A 16,392-nucleotide genomic window follows, 5' to 3' on the forward strand; every position below is an offset into this window, starting at 1 on the left:
TTATGAGCAACCTTCAACGAATCGACCACTGAGTGCCTCTTGGGAAACCAGAGCGTCCGAACGCTCGCCAAAAAAATAGCATGATCCTTCAAAAATGAATGGGTGGTTTCCGCATGAAACATAGAGAGAGCAGTGAAACGAAAACGTGAAGGTTTCTCGATAGGCAGTATCCTTTCTCTTAGAGGACAACAATCTACTATAGACTTTACTATATTTCTTGCTTTTTGTCAAGAAATCTCATTCTACTCCAATAGCATTCAGTGCCTGTAAGTAGAGATTGAGCGTTTCCGCATTGCCAAGGTGATCGTGGAGTTCATTTATACAAGTGCGGCGAGAAAACCGCGAAGTCTTCAGCTTCGTGGATGAATTGCCGCTTCTCACCCTTGACTCTCAATGTAGTGGCGAATTGCCTCCTCACTAGCATTCCCAATAGTGCAGCAAAAATATCCATCACTCCAAAATGTTCGTTCTTTCCAAAATGTCTGCTCAATTCACGTTCATGCCTGAGCCAAAGCTGAACCGTCGATTCTTGTTTTAACCTGCGCACAATCGCCAGTGGAGATATTCTTGGCCCGCTTTTCACCAGAGAGTGAATATGGTCCTGATCAACCTCCATCGTCTCAAAAGAAAAATCTGAGTGTGTAGCAATGCTCTCGAATATCCCTTTTGCCTCATCCCCATAGAGTGTCAAAAGCTTTTTCCTGTATTTGCAAACGAAAATCAGGTGGTAGAGGATGAGAAACTTGCCATGGTTTTGTGTGTCATAATCCATGAGGAACGAGCACTCACTCTCTTCATCTTGTCAAACTTCGGAATGGGTTTTAAATCTACTTTGTTGCCAGAAACATCCATCAAGATGGCATAACCGGTGGACATTCTTCCCTTAATAAAGTAGTCCTGACCTTCGTAATGCACTTTGTCGAACTTCCGAAATCCTCTGATCTTGCCGGTATTGATCCGCTGCTCACTGCGAACTCCCTTCGTTTGCTGATAATCACCATCAGCCACACAACGCTTGGAAAGCACCATGCTCGTGCGAAAGATGGGGGTGATCCCTCGTGTCGCAATCATTGTTGCATCAAAGACATGTTCTTTGGGCAGTCCTGCGAGCAGACGATGTTCCTTCGTGATGAATCCAAACGTTTCTTCTGCCTCTATACACTTGAACAATTGCACGCGAATGCTATTCATCTGAGTCGCATGAAGCAAATTCCCTTTGCGCTTGCCGGTGCGCTTGAGCGTGATGGTTCCGGCATGGAGTCCATCATGGCAAGTTTTGCACAAGGTTAACAAATTGGTTTCCTCATCGCTTCCCTGTTCACGCCGGAAAATGATATGATGCACCTCCAATCGGTTGTCCTTTGATTTGCCTTGACAGTGCTGGCAGGCGTAGCCGTCTCGCGTGAGTACATAGGCTTTTGTATTCGCATACCCGTAGTTAATCCCTTTTTGGTACAGTTTTTTGTTTTGAAGCACGTCAGGATTTTTGAGGGCATGTGGATCGAAAGTCCCTGTTTCCACCACAACGGAGGTAATAGGTAGCAATGACTTCACAAAGCGTATTTCTCGCAGATGTGCCTCGATCTTGCTTCTCATGGTCGGCGAGAAACGCCCCGTTTTGATCGAGTTCTTTCGGTTCAACCAGCGAGCAAGACGATATCTCGTTTTTCGATTGCGACGATTTCGACGAGAGGTCGCTCGTTCCTTCATCGTTTTGGCAATATCATTGCGGATTTCTACTTCTGAGAGATACAGAACATTTCCACACTCATCAGAAACGGCTGAGCCTATCGTCGCACTACCGGTATCGACGCCAAGCGTTAACGGTTGCATGTGGGCATCCTCTGGTTGTGCGTAGAGTTTGATGGTAAAAGGAGTCCGACGCACCACCTTTGCTTTTCCATCCTTGAGTAGTAAACGAGCAATCGCACAGCTACAGGGCATGAGCGGTTCCCTATCTGGTGAAAGCACATAGACAACGTTCATAAAGAATTCCTTTCGGAAAAATGCTCCGGCAAGCGCCGGGTGGTGCGTATCTCTTCGCTGTGACCACGAAAAGAATCCGACGTCATCTCGACAAAGTTCAAAAGGCTTGTTGAGCCTGGATCACCGGACCTTTCCTCAGTCCTACTTAAACCCAGGCGACAGAGCAGCGGTCTGATGCGTCAACCGCAGGTGTCATGACCTCTCGAACGCTGTTCCCATTTCTGGAAACCAGTCTGGTGAACTCAGGCTTCCAAAGAAGCCACGAGGTCTTCAGCCTCGTGGTAGTTCACTTGTTCTAGAGTAAACATGATATTCATTATAAGCATCTATCCTGGATATTTCAATTAAGGTGCATTCTCTGTCAGGCAGTGGAGCTGCTCACATTGGAGGACAAATGCTCAGGTGGAGGATCTGTCTCACTTTTGGTGAGAAAATCTGCTCACTTCGGATGTCATTTACCTTTTCCTGGAGAGGTGCTGGACTATTTCACGTAAGCTTTGACGACTTTGTAGGGGTTACGGCCCAGGTTGCGAGGGTATACTTGGCAATACTGGCGGGGCTCTCAGCAAAGGGGAGCTTTACTGAGAGCAGACGCCAACAGCCTGTCTCTTTTGTATTAGACAGAAGTATCTTCTCTTTCGCTCGACCAGATGGCGCGAAACTCAGGAGAAGTGAGGAGAAGCTCGGAAGCAGTGCCGCTTGCTTCGATGCGCCCCTCATGAAGGACGAGAATGTGGTCAGCACGCTTGAGGATGGGGTGGCGATGCGACACGAGCAGGCAGGTAGGGCGATATTCCTCGCTCTGCCGGGCCAGGAGCCGTTCCCAGAGCTGTTGCTCAGTAGTGACATCCAGGGCGCTGGAGAGATCGTCAAAGACCAGCAACTCGGCGGGGCGCGCGAACATGCGAGCCGCGGCGGCTCGCTGAACCTGACCACCGGAGAGCTTGACACCGCGCACCCCTACGGTGGTTTCCAGGCCGTGCTCTAACATCTCTACATCCTGTTCCATGACTGCTACGTGCACGACAGCCTGGAGTTTCTCCCTGGTCTCTGGCTGCCCCAACAGGATATTCTCTTGAAGCGTCGCACTGAAGAGTCGGGGGGTCTGGGCGGTGTAGGCGCTGCGTGGTGGGACAAAGAAACTTGCCGGATCGTGCACTTTTTGCCCGTTCCAGGATATCTCTCCAGCCTCACACGGCAGCAGCCCTAGCAGCACGCGCAGAAACGTCGTTTTACCAGAAGCTACGCGCCCGGTAATCACCGTGATCGACCCGCGCCGCACACATAGATTGATTCCATCGATGCCACGCCCACTCTCAGGATAGTGATAGGTCAGGTTTACCGCGTTCAATTCCCAGAGAGCATCAGCAGAGCGCGCCTCTATCACACCCAGTTCTGGGAGCGAGCCGGAGAGATAGAGCGGATGATGCTCGACAAGCTTTTCACCCGTTGTCTCCTGTGGGAAGGCGAGTAACCGCTGGTGGGAGATTCTCGTCTGCACCATATGAGCCATGAATGTACCAGTAAATTGTGTAAAATCAGCCACAAAGGGCAGATAGAAGAGAAAGAGGGCCAGGTTGCCAGGGCCAAGCTGGAAAGTGCCCGACGATTGTGCAATCATCATCAATACAAAGCCAGTTCCCAGATTCACAATATTACCAGTCGTCGAGTTCACTATCTGCTCAACCAGATGATCCTTGAGCATAGCTGCGCGTCTCCGCTCATTCAGCGTGCGGAAATGACCCAGAACCGCCTGTTCAGCCCTGGCAAGCTGAATGGCCTGGACCGTGCCAAAAATCTCGCCCAGGGCGCTCGAAACCTTTCCGCTCGCCTGACGACTGGCCTGGCGATAACGCTGCAAGCGCGCATACATCGCCTGCGTGGTAGCTACCACCCCTGCGAGTGGCAGGAAAATGAGCAGCGTAACCATCACGCTCACTTTCAGCAAAATGATCAGCGCAAACAATGCAAACAGTGTCTTTCCGAGCGAATCGATACACAGATCTACGGCCCGATCAAGCTGCTCCACGTCTGAGCGAAAACGGTTGAGCGCTTCTCCAATTGTATGAGGGAAGGCGGACGCGCCCGGTCGCTCTAACACGCTTTGCAGCAGATTGCGACGCATTAATTGGGTAATCGAAAAGCGCGAGATGTTGCTCAGGAGGGTGCCAATAAAAGAGCAGAGGCCGCGCCCCAGGATCAGTGCTAATGCGAGCCAATTGAGCTGCCAGAGTTCGGAGGTGAGGCGTTGGCTCTGTGCGAGCTCGTTAAAGTACTGTTGAAAGAGCACACCCATCAGGAGCGGCTGAAGGATATTGCATATATAAAGGAACGTTACCGCAGTGTAGAGGAGTGGGCGGTAACAGATGAGTCGCCACATGGCATGAGCCGTTTTCATGAATGGACCTCCTGAAGGTTATGAGCCAGCAAATGCGAAAAATGCGAATCCGGGTTGGCCTGCAATTCTGCACGTGGACCGAATTCAAGTACCTGTCCATCGCGCAAGATCAGAATGTAGTCGGCACGCTGCACGGTGGCTAAGCGATGCGCGATAATAATACTGGTTCTCCCTTGTAGTAGTCGTTCTAGCGCGCGTTCGATGACTTGTTCAGTGGCAGGATCGAGACGCGATGAGGCTTCATCCAGCAGCACCAGATCAGAATGTTCGAGAAAAACGCGTGCAAAGGCGAGTAACTGCGCTTCACCAGCAGAGATGCCAGTACCATCACCTCCCAGCTCACTTTCTAACCCATCCGGAAGGGCCTGTAACCAGCGTCCCAGACCCAATTCATTGAGCACCGCGATGATGTGTTCGTCAGAAACATGGCGTTTGAAGAAGGTCAGGTTGTCACGTACACTGCCCTGAAAAAGCTGCACATCCTGTGTCACCATTGCGATACGCTGCCGCACTTGATCCACCCCGATCTTCTGGAGAGGGACACCATTCAGGCATATCGAGCCGGATTGTATCTCATAGAAACGCAGTAAAAGGCGAGCCAGTGTCGTTTTTCCGCTGCCTGTACGGCCCAATACCCCTAGAATCTTGCCGGAGGGCAGATGGAAACTCAGATCCCGCAAAACTGGCTCATCCTCGTTGTAGCCAAAGGTAACACGCTCGAATGCAACATCAAGCGCTCCTGCTAGAAGGGGTTCATGATGCTGGTGTGACCCTGGCACTGGGAGAGTGGTGCCTCCGACAGGCTGAAGAGTCCGTACCTGATCATCATCGCGCCTAAGTGAATGTGTCTTGAGTAAGAGCTGGATACGTTGGATGGCTACACCTGCTCCTTGCAGTTCTTGCAACTGATCGCGAACTTGTCCGATTGGAACCATGATCAGATTCGTGTAATAAAAGGTCATCAGGACTGTGCCGTAGGAGATCACGTGCGCACCCAGGAGCCAGGAACCGGCGACCAGCGCCATCATATTCCCCAAGGAAAAAATGGTCATGGTCCCAGCAAACCATAAGCCAACGGCCACAATGCCACGTTGACTCACAGCAATCCACTGACGCAAAAACAGATAGAAGCGGTGCATCACAAAGGGGGCGGCGCCGTTTCCGCGAATTTCCTCGGTACCCTCCAGGTACTCGCCGAGCTGACCAAAGAATTCAGCATTCTTCGCGTAAAAAGCCAGCCAGCGGGGCAGGCCAAACGCATTCACCACTGTCACGAAGACAAAAGCCAGGATGATAAAGGCCAGCATCATCAAACCCAAACGCCAATCTTTCGAGAAGAGGACAAGTACCATCCCAATCATCAGGAGGAGGTTTCCTACGAGTTGGATGATGGCTTGTGAGAAGAAACTTGCAAGTGCATCGACGTCACTATCAACACGCTGGATAAGCTCTCCTGGTGTATGGTCCTTGTGGAAGGCCATGTCCAGTGACAGGCAGTGCGCAACCAGGTCCTCGCGCAAACGATTCGTCGCGGTCCAGGCCACATTCTCGCTCAGATATATTGCCAGGGTTGATAAGCCCTGCGTTCCAAGCGCAATGACCACAAAGAGTACCCCAAACGTTACTAGCGTGCTCTTTGCCGATCCTTGTAATGCCGCGTCAATAAACATCTGCAATAATTGTGGATTCACCATTTGCAATCCAATGCTGATGAGCAGCAGAAGACTCATGAGCAGGGCAGAGCGCCACTGTGGCTTGAGATAGGTATGCAGAAGAGAAAGGTAATCTTTTCCGATCTGGCGAGCAAACGATTTATCGGGACGTTTTTCCTTTTTGCGTACATGCATGACTCGAATCCCTTTCTTGAGTGGAAGAAAACGAGAACATCTGAAATGGTTCACTCGGCGTGCAAGAAAGGGCGAGGCAATGGTCACAGGCCACCGACCGCGCAGCCAATCTTGCGCGCTTCACGACCTGTGTTGAACAGAACAAAAAGGCCGTGAGCAGTTTAGCCCACGGCCTCTTCATTGACTTTGTTCAGTTTATAGGGGGCTCCTGAAAAAAGGCATAGTGAGGCTCTGGGCCAATGCAGGAGCGTTGCAATAGCGGATGCGCGCAATCCCTTTTGCCGTTTGGAAACGGGTAGCCATAGAGAGCTTTGCCTTTCATCAGAATCAGAGATAGTTTGAAGGTTTCAAGTTCTAAAGGGATAGTAGCAAACGTTTTCTCTAAAGTCAAGCATATACGCGTTAAAAGCAGGACAATCGCATCTAAATTTTCAGGCAGCCTGTAGAGAATATCTATACAGCAGAGCTTTAAAACGGGCTTAACGCGCGAGGAGTTATGGAATGGTAACCGTGAGTCGTTGCAAGGTACACTATTGAAGCGCAACTCGATTATCCTCTGGTCGCTTAAGACCTATAATCCGCTACGCCAGTTCTACTGCGCCGCACTCTCCGATCCTCAGTATGCGCACCTGCATTTTCTGCGTTTTCGCACGCCTCATGAGACGCAGCAGTGGCTTGTCAGCCTGCCTGCGTCATCACAAGACCAGGTTGGGTAGGTATTTTATAGAATTTACCCTTCAACGAGCTGCTTCAGGGCCGTCAAGACGCTGTTCTCGCTCTCATCGGTGCTTTCGGATTCACTGGTGGCTGGCTCTAGTCGAGGCCGGGGATCGTTCTGGATAATGCTGAGCGTGGTCTGTCCGTTCGTTTCCTGTAGCTGATAGATCATCGTCAAGTAGTTCTCAGGCGCATCCTCCAGGTCTGGACGAGGCGCGAAGAGCGTGTAGCGTACCAGGCTGTATGGCACGAACTCAAAGACGGTGCCTTTCTGCTCGAAGATCTTGCCTTCCCATTCATTGCGAAATATGATTGGGCTGCCTGCTTGCCAGCTGGTAATCAGGTCTGTCCCATATTGCCATTGCTTAACCAGTTCCGGTTGGGTGATCGCGTTCCAGACTTGCGCTGCGGGTGCGTTGATGGTAATACGTGATATATTTGTGTTCATGATTTTTCTCTATCTTCTTCATTTTGGCCCTCGCGTAACAGTGTGGGGACCAATATGCCAGTGCTTCAAGAGAAGCATACCAGGAATAGCGGACAATATCAATATTGGTCCCAATTGAAGCCTTTGCGATCAATCCCATCGTGTTTAGAAACGATACAATCGTGAGAAAGAAGATCGCCTTGCGTTTCGCTAGTAGTCTGGTCTGCTGTAGCGGCCGGGCCGATCCTTCGTGTGTGCTCATATATTGTGCTCCTGTCCATAAAGTAGTGGCTGTTAAGATTTAAAACTCTATAGCAGCACTACTTTATGGACAGGAGCACAGATGAAGTATTGTCCGGATGATTGACGGTCTACTTGCTCGTCAGCGGTAGCTTGCCATCTTCGCCCGTTTCCGGCTGAATGATGGTAGGCTGTTTTTTGTACCGCGCTCTCTGATGAGATATATGGCTCTGATTGCCATAGGCAGGAGTAACCAGCTATAAAACACGTCGTTACTCCTGATTCCGGGGATGAGTAGCAAGAAGAGGGAAAGACAAAAGTAGAGGGGGCCGATCAGTAGACCGAGCAGGCGGGACTTGATCACCTCCTGGCCGAGATCGACATCCACCAGCCTATGCTTCCAGGTGGCATAGAACCAGAGGAAAAACGATGAAAGGCCGCAGCCAGCCAGAACCAGTGTGTAGAAAACCACAACGGCAGCACTGTTATCGTTATTGCTGACAAGTACATTAAATGAGACCGGAAAGAAGACCACAAAGGCCAGAAATACAAATGTGAGCAGGGTGAATGTTTGATCCTGGCGCTTAATAAAGATTGTTAATTGGCGATGTTGTATCCAGTAGTTGGCGACAATGATAAATGTGAGCAGATAGAAGAGGCTCTTTGAGAGCAGACCATTCATTCCCTGAGTGAAATTTACCCCATCCGGCAGTTTGATATCCAGGACGAGCAAGGTCATGGCGATCGCAAAGATCCCATCACAGAGCATCGTGAGACGTTCAAAACCAGGAGACTTTTCCTCGAACAACCATTTGGAGGGAGCTTGTTTGCTCGTTCCCATTCAGCAACTCCATATATGAAATAGTCATTTTTGCTAAAAATTAGCGGGTAAATGTGGTTCTTCTATGAAGAACCTGAGCTTTTATAGTAAAGTTTTATCGTTGTTTTTGTCAATATTGCCTTTGCGTGACATATGCTTTTTGCTCCCCAACACTCTGGATGAGAGTACAGAATTGGGGAGCAAAAAGCAAGTGTTACTCTTTGCGCTCCAGTAAGATGGCCGGAATCTTGCGTGTAATCTTCGTCCGAAGATCAGCGAGCTCCGGCCTCTTTTGTACCTGAACATCTAAGAGGCGTTCAGCCTCCGTATCAGTGACAACAATTGCTCTGGCCGTGAATTTCTCTGCCCCAACCTCGACCGTCACCTCGGGATGCGCAAGCAGATTATGATACCAGGCCGGATTGGTCGGTGCACCACCGTTTCCTGCGAAAACGTAGATACGATCGCCCTCTGACAGATATGCCAGGGGATGAGTACGCTGTTGACCACTTTTAGCCCCTGCCGTTGTCAGGAGCAGTAAAGGCATGTTCGCAAATTGACCGCCAACATTACCGCCAGTGGCACGGAATTTTTCGATAATCTGGCGATTCCATTCATGAACTTCTTGCACCTCAGTCATATATCCTCCTTGTGGAAACATTCTTACTGTATGACAGAACGTATTGGCATAACACAATCTATTGATATTGTCGCACACACAGCAGGGGGTGCCAACACCAGGCGATTTTCCATGGCCCAGGCACTTACTAGATGCAACGTTTTTTTGCTCTATCCCTGGTGGCAGCTTACGTGGCATTTACCGTTAAATGGTATGGCCACTTTCAATTCAAGTGGCTCTTTTCAAAGATTGATCCTTCTGATATTCTGTTGATTGCTGTAAAAGATCTGTATTGATAGATACACGTATTTATTTTTTGCTATTCGCGCACAGGAGACCATATGACACGTAAAGGTTGGCTGCTTTTTATTGCTATGTCTGTATTCTGGGGTATTCCGTACTTTTTTATTAAAATTGCTGTACGCGAACTAGATCCAGCCGTGGTTGTCTTTGCTCGCGCGGCTATTGCAGCGGCTGTATTGATACCTATGGCGGTTAAAGGCAATATGATACGACCGCTTCTGAAACATTGGCCGGTTGTATTGCTTTTCTCGCTGATTCATATGGTCGGGTCCTTTTTGTTGATTAGTTACGGCGAGCAGCATGTTCCATCCTCGCTCACCAGTCTGATTATCTCTGCTAATCCACTGATTGTTGCCCTTCTGGCTCTGGGCTTTGATAAAAGTGAACGGGTGAGTGGACTGCGCCTGATTGGACTGCTGATTGGTATGGTGGGTCTGGTCGTCTTACTGGGTTTTGACGTGGGAGGTGATGGGCAGATGTGGTTTGGTGCTGCCCTTATTCTGCTAGCTGCTCTGGGCTATGCAGTTGGGGCTTTACTGCTGAAACAACGACCACTGGTTGCATTACCACGCATCTCGGTGGCAGCTGCCGAATGTAGCATCACGACGGTTGTTTTGTTGCCATTGATTCTCACGCGGCTCCCCAGTCATGTGCCCAGCATAGGAGTTCTCGGGAGCCTGCTGATTCTGGGTGTGATCTGTACAGCCCTGGCCCTACCAACTTTTTTTGCATTGATTGCTGAAGTAGGGGCCAGTCGTGGTACGGTTATCACGTATATCAATCCGGCTGTCTCCGTTCTTCTGGGTGCAACCATCCTTCAGGAACAATTTACCATTGCTACGATCTCTGGTTTCCTGTTGATTATTGCTGGCTCCTGGATCTCCACAACGGGCTCCATTCCCTTTCTAACGTCATCTCCCACGCCACAATCAGAGGTATCCGTGGCCCAGGACACGTCTGGCCACCAGTCATAGCCGCGTCCTCACTGATCCGCTGATCCGCTGCTTGTGGCGATGGCGTGATCCATCGCCACAAGCAGCCCACAAGGTGGGGTCTCTTCGTTTTTTCCCTCCAAATTACTCTGCGGAGATGGCCGTGTTGACATCTTCGACACGAGTGCAGCTTCCTCGTGAGGAGGAAGCTGCAGAGCGCACATCGGCGATTTGCTCGGAGAGATTGTATGATCGTTGGAGAAAGCGGACGATCCTGGTTGCTGGTGTCAGAAGCGAAGCTGCACCCAGGCGTTGTTCACCAGGCGAGAGACCGTATTATCTAATCCTATTGACCAAACCGTTCCATCAGAGGCCACGCTGACCTGTTTCCCTGTGCCGGGCATTGCCGTCGTCCAGCTCGTCCCTGAGGCTGCGAGCTTATAGTATTGGCTATTATTCCCTATTCCCCACACATTTGTTGTAGATCCACAGGAAAGCTGGAGAAATGTCCACCCGGTCGCGCTGCTCACCGACCAATCCCAGGTGCTACCAGTGTAGCGCGCAGGCATACCACGGTTATCACACCACCAGGTCGTTCCATCAGCAGCGGTCGTGATCAGCGGTCCCCCCGCAGCCCCCGCTCCAGGGAGATAAACGATCTTCGTCCAGCCGCTTCCAGTGTTCTGATAGCAGAAGTAATCTGTCCCTACAGCCCACAGGTTGCTTGCCGATCCACAGGAAAGAGAAACAAAGGCAACGGGACCAGCAGCCAATTTCGTCCAGGTCTGGGTACTGGTAAAGCCGTACTGCCAGATAGCCCCGGAGGAGTCGAGTCCGTAGACCGTGTAATCCGATGCGATGCTTACCTGTTTCATCTGCTGGCCGGTGACCGAGTACTGAGACCAGGTGTTCCCATCATCAGAGTTGAACCAGTAGACATTGTTTGAGGCATCCACCCCAAGGACGTTTTTGGAGTCCGCAACCGAGATCTGAGCGAGGGAGATGGGTTGGGGAGAGGGAACACCCACACCCGCCATATTTCCAGCGGGCGAGTAACGACACACCAGATAATCTTGTCCAGTGGTACTGTCGGTGGCAAACCCACATCCAACGCTGGTGGTAGTTCTCCAGATCATCTGGCTATAGTGACCAACTGTTCCCCCATCTTTGGAGACATCAGGATAAATACCAGGCTTGAACTGCGCCTGTTCAGACCGTCCTCCAGGAGCAGGTGGTGAAGGAATGACAAGCTTTCCCCATTCATCAACCATCTGCCCTGGCGTCATGCTTCCTGTCGTTGCACTCGCAATATTCTCTCCCAGACCCGGCCTGTCGCTCGCGTTACTATGCTGGAGCTTGTGGGCCGTACTCGCCAAATAATCGGCCCAGGTTTGCGCCCCGCTCGCCAGGGTGCTGTCCCAGGTCAGGTTGGGGTTATTGACTGCTGGATCTGACCGATACGTGTTATGAGTCGTGACAATCGCCTGCTGATCCTGTGAATTAAGTGCCATCGTAGTTCTCCTTCTCATGATGAGCCTGTAATCAAAAAAGCTGTACAGGGAGATGCTCTCAGTGGCCATGATACAAGGACAAGGAACACGCTCAGCATAACGCATAAAAAAAAGAATACAAGGAATCTAGAGGTGAGGCCAGTTTGATTGGTTTTAAGATCATATCATGATCTAGCAAACCATGAGGGCGTAAGAAGAGAAAAGAAGTAACCTCAACCAAAGTATAGCCGCAGTGATAGTATTTGTCAAGGCATATTTTGCTCGATAAGAGAGAAAAAGTGTTTGCTCTCGATTTCCACTCGGCGCAATTTTCCTACTTCTTGCGAGATCTGGCTCATGTAGATCTGGCTCATGTAGATCTGGCTCATGTTCATAATAATCTCAAATAACGTGAGTTATGATTGCTGAAGGCGGCGTTGACGATTGATCTCGTATAACAAAATAGAGGTTGCGCAGGCAACGTTCAGCGAGGAGGCCGAACCAGCGATGGGAATGCTCACAATAGTATCACACCATTCTCGATAAGCTGCACTCATGCCCCAGGTTTCGTTCCCAACGACGAGTACGGTAGGTTGCGTAAAATCATATTCGGTGAGCTCACAGTCTCCTTTTTCGTCGCTTCCAACAACACGTATACGTATACCTTTTTCTGATTGCTGTCGAAGAGTCTCAATCCAGGGCACCAGCTCTTTTTGAGAGGGAAGACGGACAACGGGGATGGCAAAGAAAGAGCCCGTGGTCGCACTGATGGTCTCGGGATCATAGAGATCTACGCTATGGCCTGTAATCACAATACCATCCACATGCAAGGCATCACACGAACGAATGATTGTGCCAAGATTCCCTGGGCTGGCAGGGCGATCAAAGACGACGACCAGGAGATCCTCTTTTTTGGAGGGGATACGGCTTAGATCATCATCGGGCATGGTGACCAGGGCAATCAGTTCAGATGGTTCAGCCTTCTGGCTGAGCCTGGCATGAAGATGGGCAGGCAGTTCATAATGAGTCTCGGCAGTTGATGTCCGTAAGATATTTTTAGCCCAATCTGAGAGGGGAGTATCACGTGCATAGAGAAATGCACGAATAGGCCAGTGATACTGCAATGCCTGATTGATAGGGCGAACACCCTCGACAAAAAATTCACGATGACGAAGCCGCTTTTCGCGCTTCCGTTTCAGTGTATCTGCATATTGAAAATCATTATTTTCTGAATATATCTTCACGATACGTGGTGCTATAATTTTTGGCATAGAATAAATCTCCATCTTCATCTACTTGTCGGCTTACGGGCGGGGCGGTTCAATCTTACCATATTTTCTTCCAGGAGGAAATGGCATGAGACATAAAGTATTGTATTAGTAAAAATGTTTGTAACTATTCAGAATGATGATGTAAAGAACTCATTTCACGGGGTTTTTTACTGCATTTTCAATTATGCCAATCACAAGAAGAGCGAAAAGCACATACGTTATGTACCTTCGAGGTAGCCTTTCTGAATAGTTACATAAAATCTTAATAGAACAAATTGCTTTGTGAGTGTTTATCTCGATTTTTACAGTGATCCTGGTCTCACCTCCTGTCGGCCCTCAGCTTCCACAATCCAGCGGCATTCCAAGTCGATCCATCGACCATTACACCTGAGCAAATTGCAGCCAGCAAAGCAAATACGAAGACGCTCTATGTGTATGATAGCGAGAGGTTGGGTAGTGACCCAAAGCTACAGCGTCGCCTCAGGCATGTGAAAATCCCCGTTCTCGTTGCCTGGGGAGAAAGCGATCACGTGGCAGCTCTTGAATATGGTCGTGTCTATGCCCAATCGTTCCCCAACGCTCGCTTCGAACCGATCCTCGAAGCTGGCCACCTTCCGCTAGAGCAGCTTTCTCAGGCTATATATGGTCGATTCCCATGTTTCGCGCCGATTTTCTGACATTCACCTTAAAAACCGACGAACATTCGCGCTATTTACCAGATGTCCCTGAGGAGTAGGAAGAGGATAGTGAGAAGGCTTGATCGGATGAATGGTCAGAAAAAAGAAAGGATCAGTAGGATCACAAAGCACGGTAAAAGGAGCTTCAGGTTTGAAGTATTCCAATTGGCGTAGGCATTCTTCAGATAACTCTTTATGATCATAAGAGTGTCGTTCGCGGCAAACATCAGAAGGAAGCTTTTTCCAGATAGAAATAGGGGTTGAACTGATAGGATGAGACCAACTCAGCTCGAAGCACAGAGAGGGGTATTCGTCTCCTGATGGAGTAACGTGCCGCTTCACGTCGTATCGAGTAATTGTTGCTTTGCTTTCAATTCCATAGCGTGAAAGCCATGCATGTTTGAGTGCAAAGGTAGTAGTGATATACCGTGTCAGAACGAAAGCGACCAGTATGTATGTCACCATCCAGCTGAAAAGCCAGAGACCTACAAAGAGACCTACACTTATTACTGTCTGGAAGACTGGAATCATCAAATAGATGACAAAAGGAACAAACAGAGCCGCCAGAAAGAAGATAGCGTAACAGCCTGTGCCTACAACCATGATCTTCTCGCGCCGCCGAATCCGTTGCTTGTCTTGCTGCTGTGTCTCCATGAGCATCCTTTTTCTTCACATGGTAGTCTAGCTTCAAGTATAACTTGAAGCTCGCACATTTGCAAGGCTTTTCAGTAACTACTCAGGTAGAAGCTAGAATGCAGGAGAGAGGGAGCGGCCAAAATACTTTTATTATGCATACATGCTACGAGGAAGATCAAAATAAAAATCTTCAACAGGAGAGAAGTGGCATTATGATGGTTGAGGTGAGAGAAAAATTGGAGAATGTGCGCTATAAATGTTACTAATAGCGCACATTCTCCAAGTGTCAAAGGTCTATGAATGTTTTGCATGTGTCCGGGTAAACTGAATGATTGCATCGACTGCACGTTGATAGCCACCATCCGCCTGAACAATGTTTTGCACATGATGGGCTTGTTCCTGATAGGATGAATTATCGGCTACACTCTCTACAGCCTGGCGCAGAGCCGAAGCGGTAAGCGTATTTTTATCTAATTGCACACCCAGGCCCAGCTCTACGGCTCGCAGGGCATGCATATATTGCTCTGGTTGTTGGGGAATCAGGACCATTGGCACACCAAAGAAAAGGCTCTCCATAATACTGTTGGTTCCAGCATGGGTCACAAAGAGCCGTGTGCGCGGCAAGATCTCGAGTTGAGGGACAGAGGGCGCGAGGATAAAGTTTGATGGAACGGGTTCGAGCTGTGCGCGATCCGTATGTCTTCCAATTGGAAGTACGACCTGCCATGGCTGGTCTCCAAAGGCTTCAAAGCAGAGCTTATAAAACGCTGGTTGATTGGTCATAATACTTCCCAGGGAGATATAGAGAAGAGGGCGGTTCCGATCGAGCTGATCAAATGGAAAATCGCTTTCCTGGTGGCGAGGGAGAATAGAGGTGCCAATGAAGAGGTAGCGATCATCAAACGTCTCTTGTAGCGGTTGAAAAATGCTGGACATGACGATGATATTGAGTGGCTCAACCACCGCAGTCAAGCGGAGGAGCTCAGCCTGAGGACTGGATGGTGAGCTATCATGTTCTGCGTTCGCACCGCTCAACTTCGAAAATTCCTCAAGAATAGCTGCGCCCTGCAATCTTGTACGCATATCTCGAAATGCGTCGAAATGGTCATTCGAGGCGTAAGTGGCACGTGTGCTAATCGCCGGGACGGCAAGTTCCTCTGCAACTCCTTTTGCCCAGGAGCACATATAGCCGTAAATGATGACATCAGGGCGCTCAGCTCTGAGACGATCGATAATCTGAGGTCCAACCGTCTCTTTATCCGCGAGAATCGTCCTGATGATTCCTCCTCCTTTTTCTGTATCTGCAAAGCCCTTCGTCCATGCATGACCAATTCTGGACACGTAGGGCTGAAAAGTAGCGCCAGTTGCTTCAACGGTTGCACGAAATTCCTCTGGCAGATAATAGCTTACCGCGTGACCCCGAGCGACTAACTCCTGTACAATTGCAAGCGTTGGGTTCACATGTCCCCATGCTGGAACATTAAAAAACGCATATGTTGCCATAGAAACGTCTCACTTTCTCGTCTGAAGGTATGCATCTGGAGGTAGAAAAAATTGGCTGCATCAGTCACCAAAAAAAGGTCCGGAACATGCTTTTCTGCGGCGAAGAAGACTCTTTCTCAGCGAGGTCAGGAGTGAGACCACATTGTCTTTTTCTTTTGAATAGCAGCAACACACCGCTATTCTTATGAAGATTATACCCGCTAAAAGAGAAAAAATGCTAGAGTTGTTTAATACTCCTTTTCCTTTTGCCCATGGTCGCTGCAACACCGGACCTGGATCAAGCAAAACGCTCGATTCACAAAGTAGCTGAGATGAATGTGACGACACTTTGTCTGGGGCATGGAAAACCGCTGGTTGGTAATGCTGCGGTGGCTATTCGCGCCTTTGCTCACCGGACCGGGCTGCAACCTTAACCTCAGGTTCTGGAATCGTGGCGAGGCGACGCCACGATCGGCGACGAGGCATTTTGCCGCTCGTCAGCCTGCCGAAACCTCGACAACAAGTACCACATCACATACCAGTCAAC

Annotated in this window: 14 protein-coding genes and 1 pseudogene; 3 read left to right on the forward strand and 12 right to left on the reverse strand. The window is 49.5% G+C overall.

Going from position 1 to position 16,392, the window contains the following annotated elements:
- Positions 1–377 precede the first annotated feature (377 nt).
- The 4 genes and pseudogenes from tnpA to EL628_RS26625 all read right to left on the reverse strand — a co-directional run bounded on the left by tnpA (position 378) and on the right by EL628_RS26625 (position 6,231).
- Positions 378–772, reverse strand: a pseudogene (gene tnpA / locus EL628_RS26610) (IS200/IS605 family transposase).
- Entirely contained in the window at positions 721–1,986 is a 1,266-nt protein-coding gene (gene iscB, locus EL628_RS26615) for an RNA-guided endonuclease IscB (RefSeq protein ID WP_126583011.1), read from the reverse strand. Before iscB ends, tnpA begins: the two are co-directional and overlap by 52 nt.
- Positions 1,987–2,602: 616 nt before the next feature.
- Positions 2,603–4,384: an ATP-binding cassette domain-containing protein gene (locus tag EL628_RS26620; protein WP_126583012.1), complete on the reverse strand. Its 1,782-nt coding sequence runs from the start codon at positions 4,382–4,384 to the stop codon at positions 2,603–2,605.
- Positions 4,381–6,231 carry an ABC transporter ATP-binding protein gene (locus tag EL628_RS26625; protein ID WP_126583013.1) on the reverse strand — a complete coding sequence of 617 codons (1,851 nt, stop codon included), beginning with the start codon at positions 6,229–6,231 and terminating at the stop codon, positions 4,381–4,383. The genes EL628_RS26620 and EL628_RS26625 overlap by 4 nt, the downstream gene beginning before the upstream one ends.
- Positions 6,232–6,749: 518 nt before the next feature.
- Between EL628_RS26625 and EL628_RS26630 the strand changes: the two genes are divergently transcribed.
- Positions 6,750–6,947 carry a hypothetical protein gene (locus tag EL628_RS26630; protein WP_126583014.1) on the forward strand — a complete coding sequence of 66 codons (198 nt, stop codon included), beginning with the start codon at positions 6,750–6,752 and terminating at the stop codon, positions 6,945–6,947.
- Positions 6,948–6,961: 14 nt separating this feature from the next.
- Here EL628_RS26630 and EL628_RS26635 read toward each other — a convergent pair whose 3' ends face one another.
- The 4 genes from EL628_RS26635 to EL628_RS26645 form a co-directional block, all read right to left on the reverse strand.
- Positions 6,962–7,396, reverse strand: coding sequence for an SRPBCC family protein (locus EL628_RS26635; RefSeq protein WP_126583015.1), 435 nt, complete (start codon positions 7,394–7,396; stop codon positions 6,962–6,964).
- On the reverse strand, positions 7,314–7,637 hold the full coding sequence (locus EL628_RS30015; RefSeq protein WP_161975792.1) for a hypothetical protein: 324 nt from the start codon (positions 7,635–7,637) through the stop codon (positions 7,314–7,316). Before EL628_RS30015 ends, EL628_RS26635 begins: the two co-directional genes overlap by 83 nt.
- 120 nt (positions 7,638–7,757) lie before the next feature.
- Entirely contained in the window at positions 7,758–8,456 is a 699-nt protein-coding gene (locus EL628_RS26640; protein ID WP_126583016.1) for a TMEM175 family protein, read from the reverse strand.
- A 193-nt stretch (positions 8,457–8,649) separates the two neighbouring features.
- Positions 8,650–9,075, reverse strand: a complete 426-nt coding sequence (locus EL628_RS26645) for a nitroreductase family deazaflavin-dependent oxidoreductase (protein ID WP_126583017.1) — start codon at positions 9,073–9,075, stop codon at positions 8,650–8,652.
- Between the two features lie 320 nt (positions 9,076–9,395).
- Here EL628_RS26645 and EL628_RS26650 point away from each other — a divergent pair, with 320 nt between their 5' ends.
- Entirely contained in the window at positions 9,396–10,331 is a 936-nt protein-coding gene (locus EL628_RS26650) for a DMT family transporter (protein ID WP_126583018.1), read from the forward strand.
- A gap of 245 nt (positions 10,332–10,576) precedes the next feature.
- On the opposite strand, the gene EL628_RS26655 is transcribed toward EL628_RS26650, so the two are convergent.
- Complete coding sequence (locus tag EL628_RS26655) at positions 10,577–11,800, reverse strand: tectonin domain-containing protein (RefSeq protein ID WP_161975793.1); 1,224 nt, start codon at positions 11,798–11,800, stop codon at positions 10,577–10,579.
- 395 nt (positions 11,801–12,195) lie between these two features.
- Positions 12,196–13,050, reverse strand: coding sequence for an RNA methyltransferase (locus EL628_RS26660; RefSeq protein WP_126583020.1), 855 nt, complete (start codon positions 13,048–13,050; stop codon positions 12,196–12,198).
- 431 nt (positions 13,051–13,481) lie between these two features.
- Between EL628_RS26660 and EL628_RS31175 the strand changes: the two genes are divergently transcribed.
- Entirely contained in the window at positions 13,482–13,727 is a 246-nt protein-coding gene (locus EL628_RS31175; RefSeq protein ID WP_218029003.1) for an alpha/beta fold hydrolase, read from the forward strand.
- Positions 13,728–13,730: 3 nt separating this feature from the next.
- Here EL628_RS31175 and EL628_RS26670 read toward each other — a convergent pair whose 3' ends face one another.
- Together EL628_RS26670 and EL628_RS26675 are read right to left on the reverse strand one after the other, a co-directional pair.
- Positions 13,731–14,381: a hypothetical protein gene (locus EL628_RS26670; RefSeq protein ID WP_126583021.1), complete on the reverse strand. Its 651-nt coding sequence runs from the start codon at positions 14,379–14,381 to the stop codon at positions 13,731–13,733.
- Between the two features lie 276 nt (positions 14,382–14,657).
- On the reverse strand, positions 14,658–15,866 hold the full coding sequence (locus tag EL628_RS26675) for a macrolide family glycosyltransferase (RefSeq protein ID WP_126583022.1): 1,209 nt from the start codon (positions 15,864–15,866) through the stop codon (positions 14,658–14,660).
- Positions 15,867–16,392 lie beyond the last annotated feature (526 nt).

Source organism: Tengunoibacter tsumagoiensis, from assembly GCF_003967535.1.
In the GTDB taxonomy this organism is placed as follows: Bacteria; Chloroflexota; Ktedonobacteria; order Ktedonobacterales; family Ktedonobacteraceae; genus Tengunoibacter; species Tengunoibacter tsumagoiensis.

What these genes read in the sequence shown, in the direction of transcription:
- EL628_RS26670 (WP_126583021.1), bottom strand. Translation starts at nt 14,381, where the DNA reads ATGGAGACACAGCAGCAAGACAAGCAACGGATTCGGCGGCGCGAGAAG.
- iscB (WP_126583011.1), bottom strand. Translation starts at nt 1,986, where the DNA reads ATGAACGTTGTCTATGTGCTTTCACCAGATAGGGAACCGCTCATGCCC.
- EL628_RS26645 (WP_126583017.1), bottom strand. Translation starts at nt 9,075, where the DNA reads ATGACTGAGGTGCAAGAAGTTCATGAATGGAATCGCCAGATTATCGAA.
- EL628_RS26675 (WP_126583022.1), bottom strand. Translation starts at nt 15,866, where the DNA reads ATGGCAACATATGCGTTTTTTAATGTTCCAGCATGGGGACATGTGAAC.
- EL628_RS26625 (WP_126583013.1), bottom strand. Translation starts at nt 6,231, where the DNA reads ATGCATGTACGCAAAAAGGAAAAACGTCCCGATAAATCGTTTGCTCGC.
- EL628_RS26655 (WP_161975793.1), bottom strand. Translation starts at nt 11,800, where the DNA reads ATGGCACTTAATTCACAGGATCAGCAGGCGATTGTCACGACTCATAAC.
- EL628_RS26660 (WP_126583020.1), bottom strand. Translation starts at nt 13,050, where the DNA reads ATGCCAAAAATTATAGCACCACGTATCGTGAAGATATATTCAGAAAAT.
- EL628_RS30015 (WP_161975792.1), bottom strand. Translation starts at nt 7,637, where the DNA reads ATGAGCACACACGAAGGATCGGCCCGGCCGCTACAGCAGACCAGACTA.
- EL628_RS26635 (WP_126583015.1), bottom strand. Translation starts at nt 7,396, where the DNA reads ATGAACACAAATATATCACGTATTACCATCAACGCACCCGCAGCGCAA.
- EL628_RS26640 (WP_126583016.1), bottom strand. Translation starts at nt 8,456, where the DNA reads ATGGGAACGAGCAAACAAGCTCCCTCCAAATGGTTGTTCGAGGAAAAG.
- EL628_RS26620 (WP_126583012.1), bottom strand. Translation starts at nt 4,384, where the DNA reads ATGAAAACGGCTCATGCCATGTGGCGACTCATCTGTTACCGCCCACTC.
- EL628_RS26650 (WP_126583018.1), top strand. Translation starts at nt 9,396, where the DNA reads ATGACACGTAAAGGTTGGCTGCTTTTTATTGCTATGTCTGTATTCTGG.